Origin of the sequence: Streptomyces sp. NBC_01264 (assembly GCF_026340675.1) — a bacterium.
Classification (GTDB): Bacteria; Actinomycetota; Actinomycetes; order Streptomycetales; family Streptomycetaceae; genus Streptomyces.
This window is the reverse complement of the sequence record NZ_JAPEOX010000001.1, coordinates 4,886,000-4,903,888: the sequence shown is the minus strand read 5'-3', so window position 1 is coordinate 4,903,888 and position 17,889 is coordinate 4,886,000. Positions and strand designations below refer to the sequence as shown.

The following is a 17,889-nucleotide window of genomic DNA, read 5'->3' as shown; positions in this document are numbered from 1 at the left end:
AACAGAGTAGGGGGATGATCTGACAATCCCTCCGTGAATTCCGGGCCCCGAGGGGCCTCTTTGAAGATCGTTCCGCTTAGGGGAACCGAAGGAATTGCGGCGGCACGGAGTCCACCAGCCACACCCCATTGGCGCTGATCCGAAAGACGTGCCCCGCGGTGCGCATCGCCCCCGAGTCCACGGCGAGGACGACCGGCCGGCCGCGCCGTGCGCCGACCCGGGTAGCGGTCTCCCGGTCCGGGGAGAGGTGGACGTGGTGGCGGGCCATCGGGCGCAGTCCCTCGGCGCGGATCGCGTCCAGGGAGGCCGCGACGGTGCCGTGGTAGAGGTACGCCGGCGGTTCGGCCTCCGGCAGGCCCAGGTCCACCGGGACGGTGTGCCCCTGGCTGGCACGGATCCGGCTGCCGTCGACGGCGAAGCGCTGCTTGTCGTTGGCGGCGACCACGTGGTCGAGCTCGGAGCGGCTGATGGGGAAGCCGTGGGCGGTGGCGGCGCTCAGAAGATCGTCGATCTCCACCCAGCCCTGCGGGTCGAGCACCAGTCCGATGCGTTCCGGCTGATGGCGGAGGTGTTTCGAGACGTATTTGGACACCTTGACGGTCCGCTTGTCATTCATTCGCCCAGGGTGACGGCTCGGCCGGGTCCGGCGCAGCGATTTTTCGCCGTTCTCCTGAACGTGGACTCCCTCTATCGCGTTTCCAAGATACGGAATACATTTTCCGCTGAACTGCCACTCAAGGGGAAGAAGAGTATGACAAATAGTGCGTCTCTGTCTCTGTCTCGGCGTGCGACCGCCGAGCTCGTCGGCACCGCCGCCCTCCTCGTGGTCGTCATCGGATCAGGTATCCAGGCCGCGGCGCTCACCTCCGATACGGGCGTCGCCCTGGTCGCCAACTCGTTCGCCTCGGCCATCGGGCTCGGGCTGATCATCACGCTCTTCGGGCCGCTCTCGGGCGCCCACCTCAACCCGGTGGTCACCCTCGCGGCCTGGTGGGGGCGGCGCAACGGTGGTGAAGGGGTCGAAGGCCGGGAGGCCCTGGTCTACGTGGCGGCCCAGACCGCCGGGGCCATAGGCGGCGCGGTCCTCGCGGAAGCGATGTTCGGCCGCGTCCCCGGAGCCTTCTCCACCCAGGTCCGCGACGGCGGACACCTGCTCGTCGGGGAGGTCGTGGCCACCGCCGGACTGGTCCTGGTGATCCAGGGCCTCGGTCGCATCGGTCGGCCGAAGCTGATCCCGGCCGCGGTCGCCGCCTACATCGCCGCCGCGATCTGGTTCACCTCCTCCGGGTCCTTCGCGAACCCGGCCGGCACCATCGGGCGCAGCTTCAGCGACTCCTTCACCGGCATCGCACCGCAGTCGCTGCCGGGCTTCGTCGCCGCCCAGCTCGTCGGCGGGGTCCTCGGCCTGGTCCTCGCGGCCGTGCTCTACGGGAGCACCCGCCAGGCAGCCGCGGGCACGGTCGGCAGCACGGTCGTCGCCACGGGCACGGTCGTCGCCACGGGCACCGCCGGCCTTGCCGGTGCCGTCGGCGCGACGGGCACCGTCAGCACCGGAAACACCGCCGGCCCCACCGGCCCGGTGGCCGAAACCAGCACGCCCGGACCGGCCTTCCAGGCCGCCGTCTGACCCTCGGGGAGGAGTTCCCCACAGGTAGGCCGGACTTGTCCACAGCCCTTTGCGCCGGTTTCGCCGACAAAAGTGTGATCCGGCCTGTGGACTACTGAGCGAGCACTACCGGCCGCCGCGACTGGCCAGATTGTTCATCGTCCGGGCCTGCAACTCCCGCTCCGTGGCGGCCCGGACGAATTCCGCCACATGGTCGGCCCCCACCAGCTCCTGTACTGCCCGCACGGTCTCCGCGGGCAGTGCCACCGGGGCCGGCCCGGAGGGCTGCGGGGTTCCGGCGGCCCCGAGGTGGCGCTGCAGGTGCCGGGTCGCGAAGAGGCGCATCGCCCGCGCCAGCTCCGCGTCCACCGTCTGCTGGGCCAGCGGCCGCAGTCTCCGTACCATCGTCGCCGCCTCGGCCGCGTCGGAGTCCGTGGGGGGCACGGCTCCCAGGTACCGGGCGAAGACGTGCTCCGTGGTGAACTCCAGGAAGCGCGAGGCGATGAGCTCCACCTGACCGCGCAACTCCCGCAGATGACCGGTGATCGCGGGCAGCGGCACCCCCGCGGCATACAGCTCGGCCGCCACGGACAGCTCCTGCGGAGACGGTACGAGGAACTGGTCCGGGCGCCCCGGGATCCGCTCCAGCACGCCCAGTTCGCAGGCCTCGCCGACGGCTTCGTCGTCGGGCTTGCCGCCGAACCGTTCGTTCAGCTCGTCCCGGCTTATCCGGGCCGCCTCCTCGTCCGTCCACGGTCCGTGCACCTCGGCCACCAGACCGAGGACCCCGCCGAGTCCGCGGCCCGCGTCCCAGGCCTCCAGGAGTTCCTTGATGGAGGCCAGGGTGTACCCGCGGTCGAGCAGGTCGGCGATCTGGCGCAGCCGCGCCAGATGTGTGTCCCGGTAGACGTTGGAACGGCCTCGCCGCTCCGGCTTCGGCAGCAGACCGCGGTCCTGGTACGCCCGGATCGTGCGGACGGTCGCACCGCTGTGGTGCGCCAGATCCTCGATCCGGTACTCGGCTACTGCCTGCTCGGACAATCCCGGCTCCCTACGACATGGCGGCTCGGCCGACCGCGCCCGCAGCTGACCGGGCGGCGGGTGAGGCCGCGAGGTACTCGACCGCCCTGCGCAGCGAGCCCTCCTGCGAGGGATGGTACGACCGCCGCAGGTAGCGGGGTATGGCCGCGGCGAGCTCTCTCCAAGTCGGCAGCAGACCTCTGCGCACGGCCCGGTTGTGCTCGCCCAGCGAATAGCGGGTCCGTCCGCGCAGTTCGGGGTCGTTGCGCAGGAGGTACGAGGCCCCCGCGATCCACAGCCAGCCCATGACCGGCGCGACCACGGCCATGCCCCCGACGCGGCGGGCGTAGCGGGGCAGGCCCGCGCCGCCGCAGTGCTGGTACATGTCGAAGGCGACGGAGCGGTGCTCCACCTCCTCCGCCCCGTGCCAGCGCAGCAGGTCGAGCATGACCTCGTCCGCTCCGGCCGCGTCGAGCCCCTCGGCGCCGAGCACCCAGTCCCCGAGGACGGCCGTGAACTGCTCGATCGCGGCGACCAGCGAGAGCCGGAAGCGCAGCCACTCCTGCGCCGTGACCGGGGCACCGAACGGCGGGGTCTCCCCCAGCAGCTTCTCGAAGAGGAAGTCCACGTACTTCGTGTACGCCTCGGTGGGCAGCCGCTGTTCGGCGAGGTGGTCCAGGACGTAGGAGTGCTGCACGCTGTGCGTGGCCTCCTGGCCCATGAACCCCTTCACGTCGCTGCGCAGCTTCGGGTCCGTGACCAGGGGCAGGCCCTCCTTGAAGACCTTCACGAACCACCGCTCACCGGCCGGCAGCAGCAGGTGCAGCACGTTGATGACGTGGGTGGCGGTGGGCTCGTCCGGTATCCAGTGCAGCGGGGTGGTCTTCCAGTCGAATGCCACCCGGCGCGGCGCGATCGCGTACCCGGCGGCCCTGCCCGCGGCCGCCGTCCTGCCCGGGCCGGCCGCCCCGCCCGCTGGCCCGCCCGCCTCCGGGCCCGCCGCCCCGGTCACAGCTTGGGCTCCAGTTTCGCGAACCGCCGCAGGGTCCCCGGCGCGAACCGGGACATCCACAGGGCGCCCTTGGACTCGGGGGTCACCGGGACCACGGCCTGGTTCTTCACGACCGCGAGCAGGATCGCGTCCGCGACCTTCTCCGGCGGGAAGTTGCGCAGCCCGTAGAGCCGCGAGGACTTCTGCTGGCGCCGCTTCTCCTCCGCCTCGTCCACTCCGGCGAAACGGGAGGTGGCGGTGATGTTGGTGTTGACGATGCCGGGGCAGATCGCCGACACCCCGATCGACTTCGCGGCCAGCTCGGCCCGCAGGCACTCGCTGAGCATCAGCACCGCCGCCTTGGAGGTGCTGTACGCGGGCAGCGTCTTGGACGGCAGGTAGGCGGCGGCGGAGGCGGTGTTGACGATGTGCCCGCCCTGGCCGCGGTCGGCCATCTGCTTGCCGAAGAGCCGGCAGCCGTGGATGACGCCCCACAGGTTGACGTCGAGGACCTTCTTCCAGTCCTCGGCGGTCGTGTCCAGGAACGGGCCCGACAGGCCGATCCCGGCGTTGTTGACCAGGACGTCCACGATCCCGTACTCGGAGGCGACCTTCTCGGCGAGCTTCTCCATGGCCTGCTCGTCGCTGACGTCGACGCACTCGCCCCAGGCCTGCGGCGAGCCGACCAGGCGCGCCATGTCGGCGGTACGGGCGGCCCCGTCCGCGTCCCGGTCGACGCACACCACGCGGGCGCCGGCCTCGGCGAACGCGAAGGCGGTGGCCCGGCCGATGCCGCTGGCGGCGCCGGTGACCAGGACCAGCTGGCCGCCGAAGCGGTCCGCGTACCGGCCGGGGGCCTTCTGCTCCGGCGCCGGTGTGGCGGGCTCCTCCCGGGCGGTGACGAACTCGGTGATCCACGAGGCCAGCTGGTCGGGCCGGGTCCGCGGCACCCAGTGCTTGGCCGGCAGGGTGCGCCGCACCAGGTCCGGGGCCCACAGCTCGAGCTCGTCGTAGAGCCGCTCGGAGAGGAAGGCGTCCCCGGTGGGGGTGATCAGCTGCACCGGTACGTGGGCGTACGCGTCGGCGCGCGGCCGGCGCAGCCGGGGCCGGACGTTGTCCCGGTAGAGCCAGGCTCCGTTCGCGGCGTCGGAGGGCAGGGAGGCCGTCGGGTAGTCCCCGGCCGGGACCTGCTCGATCCGCTCCAGCATCTTCGGCCAGCGCTTGCCGAGCGGCCCGCGCCAGGCGAGCTCCGGCAGCACCGGCGTGTGGAGCATGTACACGTACCAGGACTTGGCGCCCTGGTTCAGCAGCTGGGCCGCCCGCCGCGGGGTGGGCCGGGCCATCCGCTTCTTGATCCAGTGCCCGAAGTGGTCCAGGGAGGGCCCCGACATGGAGGTGAAGGAGGCGATCCGGCCCTCGGTCCGGGCGACCGTGGCGAACTCCCAGCCCTGTACGGAGCCCCAGTCGTGGCCTACCAGGTGCACCGGGCGGTCCGGGCTGACCGCGTCGACGACCGCGAGGAAGTCGTCGGTCAGCTTCTCCAGGGTGAACCCGCCGCGCAGCGGCTGCGGCGCGGTGGAGCGCCCGTGGCCCCGTACGTCGTAGAGCACGACGTGGAACCGGGAGGCCAGCCGTTCGGCGACCTGCGACCAGACCTCCTTGCTGTCCGGGTACCCGTGCACCAGGACCACGGTCGGCCGGTCCGCGTCGCCGAGTTCGACGACGCACAGCTCGACCCCGCCGGTGCTCACCCAGCGCTCGCGCCCGCCCGCCAGGCCCGCGTCCGTCATTGCGCTCATGCCGCCTTCTCCTCAGCCCAGCGCCGCACGTGCGGCAGATCGTCGTCCAGCCAGTACGCGCTCTCCTCAGGGTCCCGGGAGTCGGTGACGACCAGGATCTCCTCGAACTTCGCGCCGGTGCCCCGGAAGCCCAGGTGCGGCTCCACCGCCCACAGACCGGGCTGCGGCGGGTGGTCGGAGAAGTGGTACGGGCTCCACAGCGGGGACCAGCCCTCGCGGTGGCCGCGCAGGGCGTCGGAGGCCAGCCCCTTCAGGGCCTGGGTGCCGAACCCGAACGCGGTCGGTGCCCAGCTCCGCTCCTTGACCCGGTCTATCTTGTGCGCGATGACGCCGAAGGGGTAGGCCCGGTGCCGGTTCGTGTACCCCTGGGCGATCATCAGCCGCTCCACCTCCTCGTAGATGTCGCGCAGGGAGCGGCGCTCGCGGACCTGGTCGAGGATCAGTGCGCGGTGCGCCTGTAGATCGGACATGAGCCGGTCCTGCACCGGGTTGAGGCCGAGGCTGCCCGAGTACCCGATGTCCGCGGTGTGGCCCTTGTAGACCGGGGCCATGTCGAGGATGAACGGCATCCCCGGCTCCAGGGCCCTGTTCGTCGGGAAGAACTGCAGGGGGATCTTGAAGTTGGTGAAGGCGGTCCGGTCCCCGAACCATGCGAACGGCATGTGGAACCAGTCCCGCACCCCGCGCTCGCGCAGCCAGTCGCGCTGCATCCGCGCGGCCTCGCGCTCGGTCACGCCGGGGCGCAGCTGCGCCGCGACGGCTTCCGCGCACTCGTAGGAGAGGCGCTGCACCTCCTTGAACCCGCGCAGCTCGGCGGAGAGTTCCGTGGTGCGTCGCTTCGTGCGTTGCCTGGTGTCCCCAGCCATGCCAGCCGTCCGTCCATGTAGCCGTACGCGCCCGTAACTTGACACTGATGAATGTGACAATGACCGGAGATCACGTCAAGGCCCGTGCACGGACCTGTGGACAAACTTGTCCGGTACGCATCAGCCCTACATCAGCCTTATGTCGGGGTCTGTAGTCCTGAAGACGGAGAAGGGATCCAGCTCCAGGTCTGACGATCCGGGCCCGGGACGCCACTAACGTCGTTCCCGTGACTGTCATCGCGACCGAAAGCCTGAGCAAGCGGTACCCCCGAGTGACCGCCCTCGACCGGCTCTCCCTGGACATCGGACCCGGAGTTACCGGGCTCGTTGGCGCCAACGGAGCCGGCAAGTCCACGCTGATCAAGATTCTGCTGGGACTGTCCCCCGCCACCGAGGGCACCGCCGCCGTGCTCGGACTCGACGTAGCCACCCATGGCAGCGCGATCCGCGAGCGCGTCGGCTACATGCCCGAACACGACTGCCTGCCCCCCGACGTCTCGGCCACCGAGTTCGTCGTGCACATGGCGCGCATGTCCGGGCTCCCGCCGACCGCCGCCCGCGAGCGCACCGCGGACACCCTGCGTCACGTGGGGCTGTACGAGGAGCGGTACCGCCCCATCGGCGGCTACTCCACCGGCATGAAGCAGCGCGTCAAGCTCGCCCAGGCGCTGGTCCACGACCCGCAGCTGGTCCTCCTCGACGAGCCCACCAACGGCCTCGACCCGGTCGGCCGCGACGAGATGCTGGGCCTGATCCGCCGCGTCTACACCGACTTCGGCATCTCGGTCCTGGTCACCTCCCACCTGCTCGGCGAGCTGGAGCGGACCTGCGACCACGTGGTGGTCGTGGACGGCGGCAAGCTGCTGCGCTCCAGCTCCACCAGCGACTTCACCCAGACCACCACGACCCTCGCGGTCGAGGTCACCGACTCCGACGCCCACCCGGACGGCACCGCCGCCCTGCGCAAGGCGCTCACCGAAGCGGGACTGACCCTGCACGCGGGTGAGGAGGAGGGCCTGCCCGGAGCCGGCCACATCCTCCTCGTGGAAGCCACCGGAGAAGCCACGTACGACACCGTCCGCGACACGGTGGCCGATCTCGGCATCGGGCTGGTCCGCATGGAACAGCGCCGCCACCACATCGCGGAGGTCTTCCGCGACAGTGACGCGGCGGCCGCCCGGGCCGAACAGTTCGCAGCCCAGTCCGCCCAGGCCGCCGCCTGGGCCGCCACCCAGCAGAAGGGAGCCGGTTCCGATGGCGCCTGACACCTCGACCCAGATCCACAACATCGGCTACCGGTCCTACGACGGCCCCCGGCTCGGCCGCTCCTACGCCCGCAAGTCGCTCTTCGCACAGTCGCTGCGCGGCGCCTACGGACTCGGCCGCTCGGCCAAGTCCAAGGTGCTGCCGATGCTGCTCTTCGCGGTGATGTGCGTTCCCGCGCTGATCATGGTCGCGGTGGCCATCGCGGTACCCGGCTCCACCTCGCTGCCGATCAAGTACACGACGTACGCGATCACCACCCAGGTGATCATCTACCTCTTCCTGGCCTCCCAGGCCCCGCAGTCCGTCTCCCGGGACCTGCGCTTCAAGACGGTGCCGCTCTACTTCTCGCGGCCCATCGAGCGCGTCGACTACGTCGTGGCCAAGTTCGCGGCCATGGCCTCGGCCCTGTTCATCCTCACCGCCACCCCGCTGCTGATCATGTGGATCGGCGCGCTCCTGGCGAAGTTCGACTTCGCCGACCAGACCAAGGGATTCGGGCAGGCACTGGTGTCGGTACTGCTGCTGTCGCTGCTCTTCTCGGGCCTCGGCCTGGTCATGGCCGCGCTCACCCCGCGCCGCGGCTTCGGCGTCGCCGCCATCATCGCCGTGCTGCTGATCCCCTACGGCGCCGTGTCGATCGTCCAGGCCATCGCCTACGAGACCGGCTCGACCGGGGTCATCGAGTGGCTGGGCCTGTTCTCCCCGATGAGCCTCATCGACGGCCTGCAGACCGCCTTCCTCGGCGCGGACGCCGGCTTCCCCGGCAGCGAGGGCCCCTCGGGTGCCGTCGGCTTCGTCTACCTGCTCGTCATCCTCGGCCTCATCGCCGGCTCCTACGCCGCCCTGATGGCCCGCTACCGGAAGGCCGGGCTGTGACCATCATCGACATCGACCACACCTCCCGCTGGTTCGGGAACGTCGTCGCCGTCAACGACGTGACCATGCGCATCGGTCCCGGAGTCACCGGCCTGCTCGGCCCCAACGGCGCCGGCAAGTCCACCCTCATCAACATGATGGGCGGCTTCCTCGCGCCCTCCACGGGCACCGTCACCCTCGACGGCACCGCGATCTGGCAGAACGAGCAGGTCTACAAGCAGATCGGTGTCGTGCCCGAGCGCGAGGCCATGTACGACTTCCTCACCGGCAAGGAGTTCGTCGTAGCCAACGCCGAACTGCACGGCCTCGAAGAGGCGGCCGCCCAGCGGGCCCTGGCCACGGTCGAGATGGAGTACGCCCAAGACCGCAAGATCTCGACGTACTCCAAGGGCATGCGCCAGCGCGTGAAGATGGCATCCGCCCTGGTCCACGACCCCTCGGTGCTCCTGCTCGACGAGCCGTTCAACGGCATGGACCCGCGCCAGCGCATGCAGCTCATGGAGCTGCTGCGGCGGATGGGCGACGACGGCCGCACCGTGCTCTTCTCCTCGCACATCCTGGAGGAGGTCGAACAGCTCGCCTCCCACATCGAGGTGGTCGTCGCCGGCCGGCACGCCGCCTCCGGAGACTTCCGCAAGATCCGCCGCCTGATGACGGACCGCCCGCACCGCTACCTCGTCCGCTCCTCCGACGACCGGGCCCTCGCCGCGGCCCTGATCGCCGACCCCTCCACCGCCGGGATCGAGGTGGACCTCAAGGAAGGCGCCCTGCGCATCCAGGCCGTCGACTTCGGACGCTTCACCGAGCTGCTGCCGCGGGTCGCCCGCGAGCACGACATCCGGCTGCTGACGGTCTCGCCTTCCGACGAGTCCCTCGAGTCGGTCTTCTCCTACCTCGTCTCGGCCTGAAGGAGCTGGCACCCATGTACAACCCCACCGTTGCCCGGCTCACCTACCGGGCCCTGCTCGGCCGCCGCCGCGCGCTGATCCTCTGTGCGCTGCCCGTCCTGCTCATCGCCATCTCGATCGCCGTGCGCGCCTTCACGGGCCTCGACGACAAGGTCGCCGCCGATCTCCTCGGCGGTTTCGCCCTGGCCACGATGGTCCCGCTGATCGGCGTCATCGCCGGCACCGGAGCCATCGGCCCGGAGATCGACGACGGCTCGATCGTCTACCTGCTCTCGAAGCCGGTGAAGCGCCCGACGATCATCATGACGAAGCTGACCGTCGCGATCGCCGTCACCATGGTCTTCTCCGCGATCCCGACCCTGATCGCCGGCTACATCCTCAACGGCAACGGACAGCAGATCGCCGTCGCCTACACCGTCGCCGCCCTCGTCGCCTCGGTCGCCTACAGCGCCCTGTTCCTGCTGCTGGGCACCGTCAGCCGGCACGCCGTCGTCTTCGGCCTGGTCTACGCCCTGATCTGGGAGTCGCTCTTCGGCAGCCTCGTCGACGGAGCCAAGACCCTCAGCGTCCAGCAGTGGTCGCTGGCCCTCGCGCAGAAGGTCGCTGGCGAGGGGTACGTGGACGCCACCGTCGGGCTGCCCACCGCGATGATCCTGCTCGTCGCGGTCACCGTCGGCGCCACCTTCTACGCCGGACAGAAGCTCCGCCGCCTGACCCTGGCGGGCGAGGAGTAGGAGGTCCGCACCGGCGCCCTCAGGGGCCCGGTACCGGATGTTTCACGTGAAACAGTGCCCCGCCCGGCCCACCGGCCAGGCGGGGCACAGCTTTACGCGGGATCATCGGTGCATGATCGAGTACACGGAGCCCGAACCGTCCAGGCCGGTGCGGTCCTGGATACGTTCCGCGCCCGGTACCCACATCTGGCTGCTGATCATCGTGGTCACCAGCATCGTGGTCGTGATCGTGCCCGACCATCTCGAACACGTCCTGCTCCACCGCAACAGCAGCAATATCCACGAGCTGGCCCGGCACCCCGCACGGGCCCTGCTCAGCAGCGCGTTCTGGATCGAGGATCCGGCCTCGCTCCCGCTCTACTTCGTCCTCTTCGAGGTCTTCCAGGCCAATGTCGAGCGCTGGCTCGGCACCCTGCGCTGGCTCTTCATCATCGCGACCGGACACATCACGGCCACCCTGATCAGTCAGAAGCTGGTCCTGATGGCGATCCAGGACCACCGCGCCCCGCGCAGCATGGTCCACGTCGTCGACATCGGCGTCAGCTACGGACTCGCGACCGCCGTCGGAGTGCTGACGTACCGCCTGCCCGGCTCCTGGCGCTGGCTCTACCTGGCCGGGTCCGTGGCCTTCTTCGGGCTCCCGCTCGCCAGCGACGGCACCTTCACCGACTTCGGCCACGCCATCGCGCTCGCCGTCGGCCTCCTCGCCTGGCCGCTGACCCGCCACCCGAAACCGCACCGCAACCCCCGCTGACGCAGGGAAATTCACTGGTACGAGGCGTGCGGCAGAGGCAGAGTGAGCCGTGCGGGGAGCAACAAGAAGGTCCGGAACAGCCACTTCGAGCGCGCCTCGCGGCGCGGGCCGTTCCGGACCTTCCGTTCGTCTTCCGCCGGGTTACGCGGCGCCCAGCAGACGCTCCAGGACCACGGCGATGCCGTCCTCCTCGTTGGAGGTGGTGACCTCGTCCGCCACCGCCTTGAGCTCGGCGTGGGCGTTGGCCATCGCCACTCCGTGCGCGGCCCAGCCGAACATCGGTATGTCGTTGGGCATGTCGCCGAAGGCGATCGTCTCCGCCGCCTTCACCCCCAGCCGGCGCGCGGCCAGCGAGAGGCCGGTGGCCTTGGTCAGCCCCAGCGGCAGGATCTCCACGATGCCCGGACCGGCCATGACGACGCCGACCAGACTGCCCACGGTCTCCCGGGCCACCTGGACCAGGGCGTCCTCGTCCAGCTCGGGGTGCTGGATGTAGAGCTTGTTCAGCGGAGCCGACCAGACCTCGGCCGTGTCCTCCAGGTAGATCGCGGGAAGGCCCTCCTGGACCTGGTAACCGGGGCCGAAGAGCACCTCGCCCTCGACTCCGTCCCGGCTGGCGGCCAGCGCCAGCGGACCCACCTCGGCCTCGAGCTTCTCCAGTGCCAGCGCGGCCAGCTTCCGGTCGAGCGTCACCGAGGTCAGCAGCCGGTGTGCGCCCGCGTCGTAGACCTGCGCGCCCTGGCCGCAGACGGCGATGCCCTTGTAGCCGAGGTCGTCGAGGACGTGCCGGGTCCACGGCACGGCGCGGCCGGTGACGATGATGTGCGCCGCGCCCGCCGCGGTGGCCGCGAGGAGCGCCTCACGGGTGCGCTCCGAGACGGTGTCGTCGCCGCGCAGCAGCGTCCCGTCGAGGTCGGTCGCGACGAGCTTGTACGGGAAGGGAGCCGTGCTCACTTGGAGATCGGCTCCAGGATTTCCCGACCGCCCAGGTAGGGCCGGAGCACCGGGGGAACCCGGACCGTGCCGTCGGCCTGCTGGTGGTTCTCCAGGATCGCGACGATCGTGCGCGGGACCGCGCACAGCGTTCCGTTCAGCGTGGACAGCGGAGCTGTCTTCTTGCCGTCGCGGTAGCGGACCGACAGGCGGCGGGCCTGGAAGCCGTCACAGTTCGAGGCGGAGGTCAGCTCGCGGTACTTGCCCTGGGTGGGGATCCACGCCTCGCAGTCGAACTTGCGGGAGGCGGAGGCACCCAGGTCGCCGGTGGCGACGTCGATGACCTGGAAGGGTAGCTCCAGGCTGGTCAGCCACTGCTTCTCCCAGTCCAGGAGCCGCTGGTGCTCGGCCTCGGCCTCCTCCGGCGCGACGTACGAGAACATCTCGACCTTGTCGAACTGGTGGACGCGGAAGATGCCGCGGGTGTCCTTGCCGTACGTGCCGGCCTCGCGGCGGAAGCACGGGGAGAAGCCGGCGTAGCGCAGCGGAAGCTTGTCCGCGTCGATGATCTCGTCCATGTGGTACGCGGCGAGCGGGACCTCGGAGGTGCCGACCAGATAGAGGTCGTCGCCCTCCAGGTGGTACACGTTCTCCGCGGCCTGGCCGAGGAAGCCGGTGCCCTCCATGGCACGGGGGCGGACCAGCGCCGGGGTGAGCATCGGGGTGAAGCCGGCCTCGGTGGCCTGGGCGATGGCCGCGTTGACGAGGGCGAGCTCCAGCAGGGCGCCGATGCCCGTGAGGTAGTAGAAGCGCGAACCGGAGACCTTGGCGCCGCGCTCGACGTCGATGGCGCCCAGGGACTCGCCGAGCTCGAGGTGGTCCTTGGGCTCGAAGCCCTCGGCGCCGAAGTCGCGGATGGTCCCGTGCGTCTCCAGGACGACGAAGTCCTCCTCGCCGCCGACGGGCACGTCCGTGTGGACGATGTTGCCGAGCTTCAGGAGCAGCTGCTTGGCGGCTTCGTCCGCCTCGTTCTGCTCGGCCTCGGCGGCCTTGACGTCCTGCTTGAGCTGATCGGCCTTCTTCAGCAGCTCGGCCCGCTCCTCCGGAGAGGCCTTGGGGATGAGCTTGCCGAGCGACTTCTGCTCGTTGCGGAGTTCGTCGAATCGCATGCCGGAGGACCTGCGGCGCTCGTCGGCGGAGAGCAGTGCGTCGACGAGGGCGACGTCCTCTCCACGGGCGCGCTGCGAGGCGCGGACACGGTCAGGGTCTTCACGGAGCAGCCGGAGGTCAATCACCCCTCCAGGCTACCGGGCGGGGCTTCGGGGGAGCGCACCGATATCACGCTGCGTGTCGCTTTGTCCTAATTGCCGCGAATGGAAAACTTCGGCCGGGAGAGTGGAAGCACCCCTTCCGCGGAGGTTGATAAAACCTGCCCCATTCCCCGAAAAGGGGCACCGCGGTAGCGATCGGGCAGCCCCTGAGCAGGGTGGAAGGGGCTTCCTTGTCCACAGGAATTCCCCAGGGGACCGGCTTATCCACAGGCTGTGCGCGGGATCTGTGGACACAGGAATAGATCAATCGCGGCCGTGGGGCGAGCGGGCCCAATCAGGGTTCAAACCACCCTCACACACTCATTCGGGTGGGAATGACTCGCCCCAAAGAGTTGATCGGTGATACAGGGGTGACGCTGTTCACCTCCCGCTCGTCAGCGCGAAACCTGCGCCACCCGACCGATTTGTCGACCTTGTCGTGTTGCTCTGTCGACTTGTCCCCAGGTCCGCATCGTCCCCTGTGGATAACTCTGTGGACAGTGGACGGAGCGTCAGGGGCGCCCGTCGAGGCAGCGCGTCAGCCAGTCCGAGGCCGCGGTGAAGTCGCTGTCGGAGGTCCCGGCCCGGGCGGACTGGACGTCACCCTGAGCGACACCGGCGCGCGGGTAGGAACCGAGGAACCGGATCTGGGGGCAGGTGCGCTTGAGCCCCATGAGCGCCTCGCCGACCCGGCGGTCGGAGATGTGCCCCTCGGCGTCGACGGCGAAGCAGTAGTTGCCGATCCCCGCACCCGTAGGACGGGACTGGATCAGCATCAGGTTCACCCCGCGGACGGCGAACTCCTGGAGCAGCTCCAGCAGCGCACCGGGCCGGTCGTCGCCCATCCACAGCACGACGGAGGTCTTGTCGGCGCCGGTCGGCGCGGCCGGCCGGGCAGGACGCCCGACGAGGACGAAGCGGGTCTCGGCGTTCTGCGCGTCGTGGATCTCAGTGACCAGCGGGACCAGTCCGTAGGTGGCTGCCGCGAACTCGCCCGCGAAGGCCGCGTCGAAGCGGCCCTCCTGGACCAGCCGGGCGCCGTCGGCGTTGGACGCCGCCGACTCCCACAGGGCGTCGGGCAGGTTCGACCGCAGCCAGTTGCGCACCTGCGGCTGGGCGACCGGGTGCCCGGTGACGGTCTTGACGTCCGACAGCTCGGTCCCGGGCCGCACCAGCAGCGCGAAGGCGATGGGGAGCAGCACCTCGCGGTAGATCATCAGCGGTACACCGGCGGCCAGCTCGTCCAGGGTCGAGGTGACCCCGCCCTCCACCGAGTTCTCGATCGGAACGAGGGCCGCCGCGGCCTCGCCGTTGCGCACGGCGTCCAGAGCGGCCGGGACCGAAACCATCGGGACGAGCTCCCGGGTCGCGGCTTCGGGGAGGGTGCGAAGGGCGGCTTCGGTGAACGTGCCCTCGGGACCGAGATAGGTGAAGCGGGTGGCCGACATGCGATCAGCCTAATGCCGGGGCCCGGACGCCACCCGGGCTGTTCACCCTTCGAGCAGCCGCTGCCCCACGTACTCCCCGGCGCCCGCGCCCGGCGGCACCGCGTACAGGCCGCTCGACTCGTGCCGGATGAATTCCGACAGGGCGTCGCCGCGGTCGAGCTTGCGCTGCACGGGGACGAACCCGCGGGACGGGTCGGCCTGCCAGCAGATGAAGAGCAGCCCCGCGTCGGGGGTTCCGTCGGCGGCGATCCCGTCGTGGAAGGAGAAGGGACGCCGGAGCATGGCCGCCCCGCCGTTCTGTGCGGGTGCGGAGATCCGGGCGTGCGCGTTGGAGGGGATGACCGGCTTCCCGTCGGCGCCGATCTTGTCGAGGGCCATGGCGGTGGTCTCCCCGCCTCCGGTCAGCGGGGCGCCGGTGGCCTTCGTACGGCCGATGACCTGTTCCTGCTGGGCGAGCGACTGCTGGTCCCAGGAGTCGAGGAGCATCCGGATCCGGCGAACGACGGCGTACGAGCCCCCGGCCATCCAGGCGTGCTCCGGGGGCACCGTGCCCTGGACGAAGATCCGCCGGTCGAAGTCGGCCTCGGTGGGCTTCGGATTGTTGGTGCCGTCGACCTGACCCATGAGGTTGCGGGCGGTCATGGGGGAGGCGGTGGCACCGGGAGAACGGTTGAAGCCGTTCATCTGCCAGCGCGGCCGGGCGGCCTCCCCGGCGTCCTTCTGCAGAGCGCGCAGCGCGTGGAAGGCGACCAGCGCGTCGTCGGAGCCGATCTGGACCCAGAGATCGCCGTTGCTGCGCTGGGGGTCGATCCGGTCGGCGGAGAAGACCGGCAGCGGGTCGAGGGCGGCGGGACGGCGCGCGGTGAGGCCGGTGCGCTCGAAGAAGGAGTGCCCGAAGCCGAAGGTCACCGTGAGGGAGGAGGGGCCGGAGCCGAGCGCGATGCCGGTGTCGGCGACCGGGGCGGTCTCGCCCGCCGTCAGCCGCCGCGCGGTCTCCGACCAGCGCCGCATCAGCGCGGCGGCCTCGGTGCGTCCGGCACCGGGCGCCAGATCGAAGGCGAGTACGTGGCCCTTGGCCTGGAGGGGCGTGGTGATGCCCGCCTGGTGCTCCCCGTGGAAGGCGACCCGGGTCGCGCCGAGGCTGCCGGGAGCGCCGCCGGAGCCGGCCGTACCGGACCCGGAGGCCCCGGACTGGACGAGGGCTCCGCCGGCGGCGCCGAGCGCGAGCCCGGCGGCGCCCGCGGCGCCGATCGTGCCCAGCAGGCGGCGCCGGGAGATCTCGATGCCGGGCGGTTCCGTGCTGCTCCCGGTGCTTTCGCCGCGCTCGGTCGTCTCGCTGTTCTGGGTCACGCTGGTCAGCCGATCTTCACGTTCTTCTGGACGGTCGTCTGGTCGATGTCGGAGGTGCGGACGGTCACGTCGATCCGCCAGTCTCCGGTCAGCGGAAGCTGGACGCCCGAAGCGGTCCAGTGCCCGGGAGCGGCGCGCTCGGGGAGGACCGGAAGGGGGCCGATCTCCTTGGCTTCCAAGGTGAACGACACCCTCAGCTCGGGCAGGTCCAGCGGCTTGCCGTCGGGGGTCTCGGCCCACACGTGGAGCGTGTTCGCTCCGACGCGGCCCGGGTCGAGCTGGAGCCGGACCGAGCCCTTGCCGTCCTGGCCGCCGGTGTCGAAGGGCAGCGTGACCTTGACCGCACGGTCGGGAACGGCGGTGGCGGTGGAGCCGCGCCCGGCCTCCAGCTCCGCGGCACGGCCCGGCTCGGTGCTGGTGAGGATGGTGGTGACGGCCAGCAGGACCACGGCGACGCCGGCCTCGGCGAGGACGGAGCGGCGCAGGCCGGCGCGGTCCGGGTCGGCGTCACGGACCTGCTTCTCCCGCGCGGTGCGCCGGGCGGCGCTCTGTCGCGCGAGCTGCGCGGCGCGCCGGGGGTCGGAAGCGATGGTGTCGGAGGCGACGGCGTCGGAGGTGACGGTCACGGGCGATGTTTCACGTGAAACATCAGAGGTGCTTTCCCGCTCCTCCGCGCTCTCGCCCTCGCCCACGGCCAGCCGCGCGGTCCACTTGCGGGAGGTGTAGGCGATGGCGACGACGAGGCCGACGAGGCCGATCTTGACGAGCAGCAGCCGGCCGTAATCGGTCCCGGTCAGTGCGGACCAGCTGCCGACCTGGCGCCAGGACTGGTAGGCGCCGGTGCAGGCCAGGACGACAACGCTGGTGAAGGCGACGGTGGAGAAGCGCCGGATGGCCGTGCGCTCGATCCCGGGAACCTTGTGCAGCGCGACGAGCAGAGCGGTGAGTCCACCGAGCCACACGGCGACGGCCAGCAGGTGCAGGATGTCGACGGGCATGGCGAGCGCGGGCTGGATACCGGTCGAGGCGTGCTCCGACAGCGCCCAGGTGGCGGCGATGCCGCCGGCGACCACGGTCCCGCCGATGCCGAGTCCGAAGACGAGGTCGCTCTCCCCCTTGGCGTCCTCCTCGGAGGCGGCGGAAGCATCCGTGCCGGCCTTGCCGTCCGTCCCGGCCTCGCCCGCCGACGTGTGGCGCCGGGCATAGGACCCGAACAGGACGGTGATGAACAGCGCGGCGGCGCCGAGGAGGAGCAGCCGCGAGACGAGCGAGGCCCCGGACTTCGTCTCCAGGACGGCCTTCAGCCCGGCCAGGTCGAAGGCGTCGGCGAAGTTCCCCGACCCGGTGTACGGGTTGCGGAGCAGCAGCATCACCAGGGTGGCCACGGTGAGCGCGACCCAGGCACGTACGACCAGTCTCTGCATCGGCCGCTGCGCGGCGCCCCGGCGCCAGCACAGGAGGATGAAGGCGGCGGCGCCGACGAGCACGGCGAACCCGGCGTAGGCCACGTAGCGCGCGATGCCGTAGGCGACGGCGACGGGACCGTCGCCCGCCGTCCGCGAGGGCAGGGAGACGGCCGTCTCGGAGGGGGCTCCGATGGAGAAGGTGAAGGCGCCGGAGACCGGGTGGCTGTCCGCGGATATGGCCTGCCAGGCGACGGTGTAGGTGCCGTCCGGCAGTCCGGGGCGCAGGGCGGTGCCGTAGCGGATGAGGTTCCCGCTGCAGAGGTCGCGCAGTTCACCGGTGTCGACGCGCTTGCCCCGGGGGTCCAGGACGCGGATGGAGTCGCCGTTCATGGCGACCCCCTCCGAGAAGGAGAGGGTGATCTGGGCGGGCGCCGTGGCGACCACCGCCCCGTCCGTGGGGTCGCTCGCGGTCAGCGCGGCGTGTGCCGAAGCCGGCGCGGCAGCGGCGAAGAAGGCTGCCAGCAGTGCGGCGAGGACCAGCGTGAGCCGCGGCAGGAGTGCTGTGGCGCGGACGCGGGCCGTGGATGGGGGCGGGGCGGTGGCCGTCATGGCGTGTCAGTCC

16 protein-coding genes are annotated in these 17,889 nt (G+C 70.8%); 6 read left to right on the top strand and 10 right to left on the bottom strand.

The features are described 5' to 3' along the window. Positions 1-76: 76 nt before the first annotated feature. A complete protein-coding gene (locus tag OG435_RS22775; RefSeq protein ID WP_266879196.1) occupies positions 77-616 on the bottom strand; it encodes an RNA 2'-phosphotransferase in 540 nt (179 codons plus the stop codon). A gap of 135 nt (positions 617-751) precedes the next feature. Here OG435_RS22775 and OG435_RS22770 point away from each other — a divergent pair, with 135 nt between their 5' ends. Then, on the top strand, positions 752-1,627 hold the full coding sequence (locus tag OG435_RS22770) for an aquaporin (RefSeq protein WP_266879194.1): 876 nt from the start codon (positions 752-754) through the stop codon (positions 1,625-1,627). Positions 1,628-1,732: 105 nt separating this feature from the next. Here the strand turns inward: OG435_RS22770 and OG435_RS22765 are convergent, their stop codons facing one another. The 4 genes from OG435_RS22765 to OG435_RS22750 form a co-directional block, all read right to left on the bottom strand. Further along, the gene (locus tag OG435_RS22765) at positions 1,733-2,647 is read right to left on the bottom strand and encodes a MerR family transcriptional regulator (RefSeq protein ID WP_266879192.1); all 915 of its coding nucleotides are present in this window, start codon (positions 2,645-2,647) and stop codon (positions 1,733-1,735) included. Positions 2,648-2,657: 10 nt separating this feature from the next. Then, complete coding sequence (locus OG435_RS22760; protein ID WP_266882000.1) at positions 2,658-3,542, bottom strand: metal-dependent hydrolase; 885 nt, start codon at positions 3,540-3,542, stop codon at positions 2,658-2,660. A 92-nt stretch (positions 3,543-3,634) separates the two neighbouring features. Beyond that, positions 3,635-5,407, bottom strand: a complete 1,773-nt coding sequence (locus OG435_RS22755; protein ID WP_266881998.1) for an SDR family oxidoreductase — start codon at positions 5,405-5,407, stop codon at positions 3,635-3,637. A gap of 5 nt (positions 5,408-5,412) precedes the next feature. Next, a complete protein-coding gene (locus OG435_RS22750; RefSeq protein WP_266879190.1) occupies positions 5,413-6,282 on the bottom strand; it encodes a M24 family metallopeptidase in 870 nt (289 codons plus the stop codon). A 227-nt stretch (positions 6,283-6,509) separates the two neighbouring features. On the opposite strand from OG435_RS22750, the gene OG435_RS22745 reads away from it, so the two are divergent. The 5 genes from OG435_RS22745 to OG435_RS22725 all read left to right on the top strand — a co-directional run bounded on the left by OG435_RS22745 (position 6,510) and on the right by OG435_RS22725 (position 10,820). Then, a complete protein-coding gene (locus tag OG435_RS22745) occupies positions 6,510-7,547 on the top strand; it encodes an ABC transporter ATP-binding protein (RefSeq protein ID WP_266879188.1) in 1,038 nt (345 codons plus the stop codon). Further along, positions 7,537-8,424 carry an ABC transporter permease subunit gene (locus OG435_RS22740; RefSeq protein ID WP_266879186.1) on the top strand — a complete coding sequence of 296 codons (888 nt, stop codon included), beginning with the start codon at positions 7,537-7,539 and terminating at the stop codon, positions 8,422-8,424. The genes OG435_RS22745 and OG435_RS22740 overlap by 11 nt, the downstream gene beginning before the upstream one ends. Next, positions 8,421-9,332, top strand: a complete 912-nt coding sequence (locus tag OG435_RS22735; protein WP_266879184.1) for an ABC transporter ATP-binding protein — start codon at positions 8,421-8,423, stop codon at positions 9,330-9,332. The genes OG435_RS22740 and OG435_RS22735 overlap by 4 nt, the downstream gene beginning before the upstream one ends. A 14-nt stretch (positions 9,333-9,346) precedes the next feature. Further along, entirely contained in the window at positions 9,347-10,066 is a 720-nt protein-coding gene (locus tag OG435_RS22730; RefSeq protein WP_266879182.1) for an ABC transporter permease, read from the top strand. A gap of 112 nt (positions 10,067-10,178) precedes the next feature. Next, positions 10,179-10,820 carry a rhomboid-like protein gene (locus OG435_RS22725; protein ID WP_266879181.1) on the top strand — a complete coding sequence of 214 codons (642 nt, stop codon included), beginning with the start codon at positions 10,179-10,181 and terminating at the stop codon, positions 10,818-10,820. 141 nt (positions 10,821-10,961) lie between these two features. Here the strand turns inward: OG435_RS22725 and OG435_RS22720 are convergent, their stop codons facing one another. The 5 genes from OG435_RS22720 to OG435_RS22700 form a co-directional block, all read right to left on the bottom strand. Next, positions 10,962-11,774, bottom strand: a complete 813-nt coding sequence (locus tag OG435_RS22720) for an HAD family hydrolase (RefSeq protein ID WP_266879179.1) — start codon at positions 11,772-11,774, stop codon at positions 10,962-10,964. Further along, a complete protein-coding gene (serS, locus tag OG435_RS22715) occupies positions 11,771-13,048 on the bottom strand; it encodes a serine--tRNA ligase (RefSeq protein ID WP_266879177.1) in 1,278 nt (425 codons plus the stop codon). The genes OG435_RS22720 and serS overlap by 4 nt, the downstream gene beginning before the upstream one ends. A gap of 527 nt (positions 13,049-13,575) precedes the next feature. Then, positions 13,576-14,511 (bottom strand): prephenate dehydratase, encoded by a 936-nt coding sequence (gene pheA / locus OG435_RS22710; RefSeq protein ID WP_266879175.1) that lies wholly within the window; start codon positions 14,509-14,511, stop codon positions 13,576-13,578. Positions 14,512-14,553: 42 nt separating this feature from the next. Beyond that, positions 14,554-15,795: an iron uptake transporter deferrochelatase/peroxidase subunit gene (gene efeB / locus OG435_RS22705; RefSeq protein ID WP_266881996.1), complete on the bottom strand. Its 1,242-nt coding sequence runs from the start codon at positions 15,793-15,795 to the stop codon at positions 14,554-14,556. A gap of 71 nt (positions 15,796-15,866) precedes the next feature. Then, positions 15,867-17,876 (bottom strand): copper resistance CopC/CopD family protein, encoded by a 2,010-nt coding sequence (locus OG435_RS22700; RefSeq protein ID WP_266879173.1) that lies wholly within the window; start codon positions 17,874-17,876, stop codon positions 15,867-15,869. Positions 17,877-17,889 lie beyond the last annotated feature (13 nt).

Excerpts from the sequence above, each read along its gene's own strand:
- OG435_RS22755 (WP_266881998.1), bottom strand. The coding sequence starts at position 5,407 with ATGACGGACGCGGGCCTGGCGGGCGGGCGCGAGCGCTGGGTGAGCACC.
- pheA (WP_266879175.1), bottom strand. The coding sequence starts at position 14,511 with ATGTCGGCCACCCGCTTCACCTATCTCGGTCCCGAGGGCACGTTCACC.
- OG435_RS22750 (WP_266879190.1), bottom strand. The coding sequence starts at position 6,282 with ATGGCTGGGGACACCAGGCAACGCACGAAGCGACGCACCACGGAACTC.
- OG435_RS22700 (WP_266879173.1), bottom strand. The coding sequence starts at position 17,876 with ATGACGGCCACCGCCCCGCCCCCATCCACGGCCCGCGTCCGCGCCACA.
- OG435_RS22740 (WP_266879186.1), top strand. The coding sequence starts at position 7,537 with ATGGCGCCTGACACCTCGACCCAGATCCACAACATCGGCTACCGGTCC.
- OG435_RS22725 (WP_266879181.1), top strand. The coding sequence starts at position 10,179 with ATGATCGAGTACACGGAGCCCGAACCGTCCAGGCCGGTGCGGTCCTGG.
- OG435_RS22730 (WP_266879182.1), top strand. The coding sequence starts at position 9,347 with ATGTACAACCCCACCGTTGCCCGGCTCACCTACCGGGCCCTGCTCGGC.
- OG435_RS22770 (WP_266879194.1), top strand. The coding sequence starts at position 752 with ATGACAAATAGTGCGTCTCTGTCTCTGTCTCGGCGTGCGACCGCCGAG.
- OG435_RS22775 (WP_266879196.1), bottom strand. The coding sequence starts at position 616 with ATGAATGACAAGCGGACCGTCAAGGTGTCCAAATACGTCTCGAAACAC.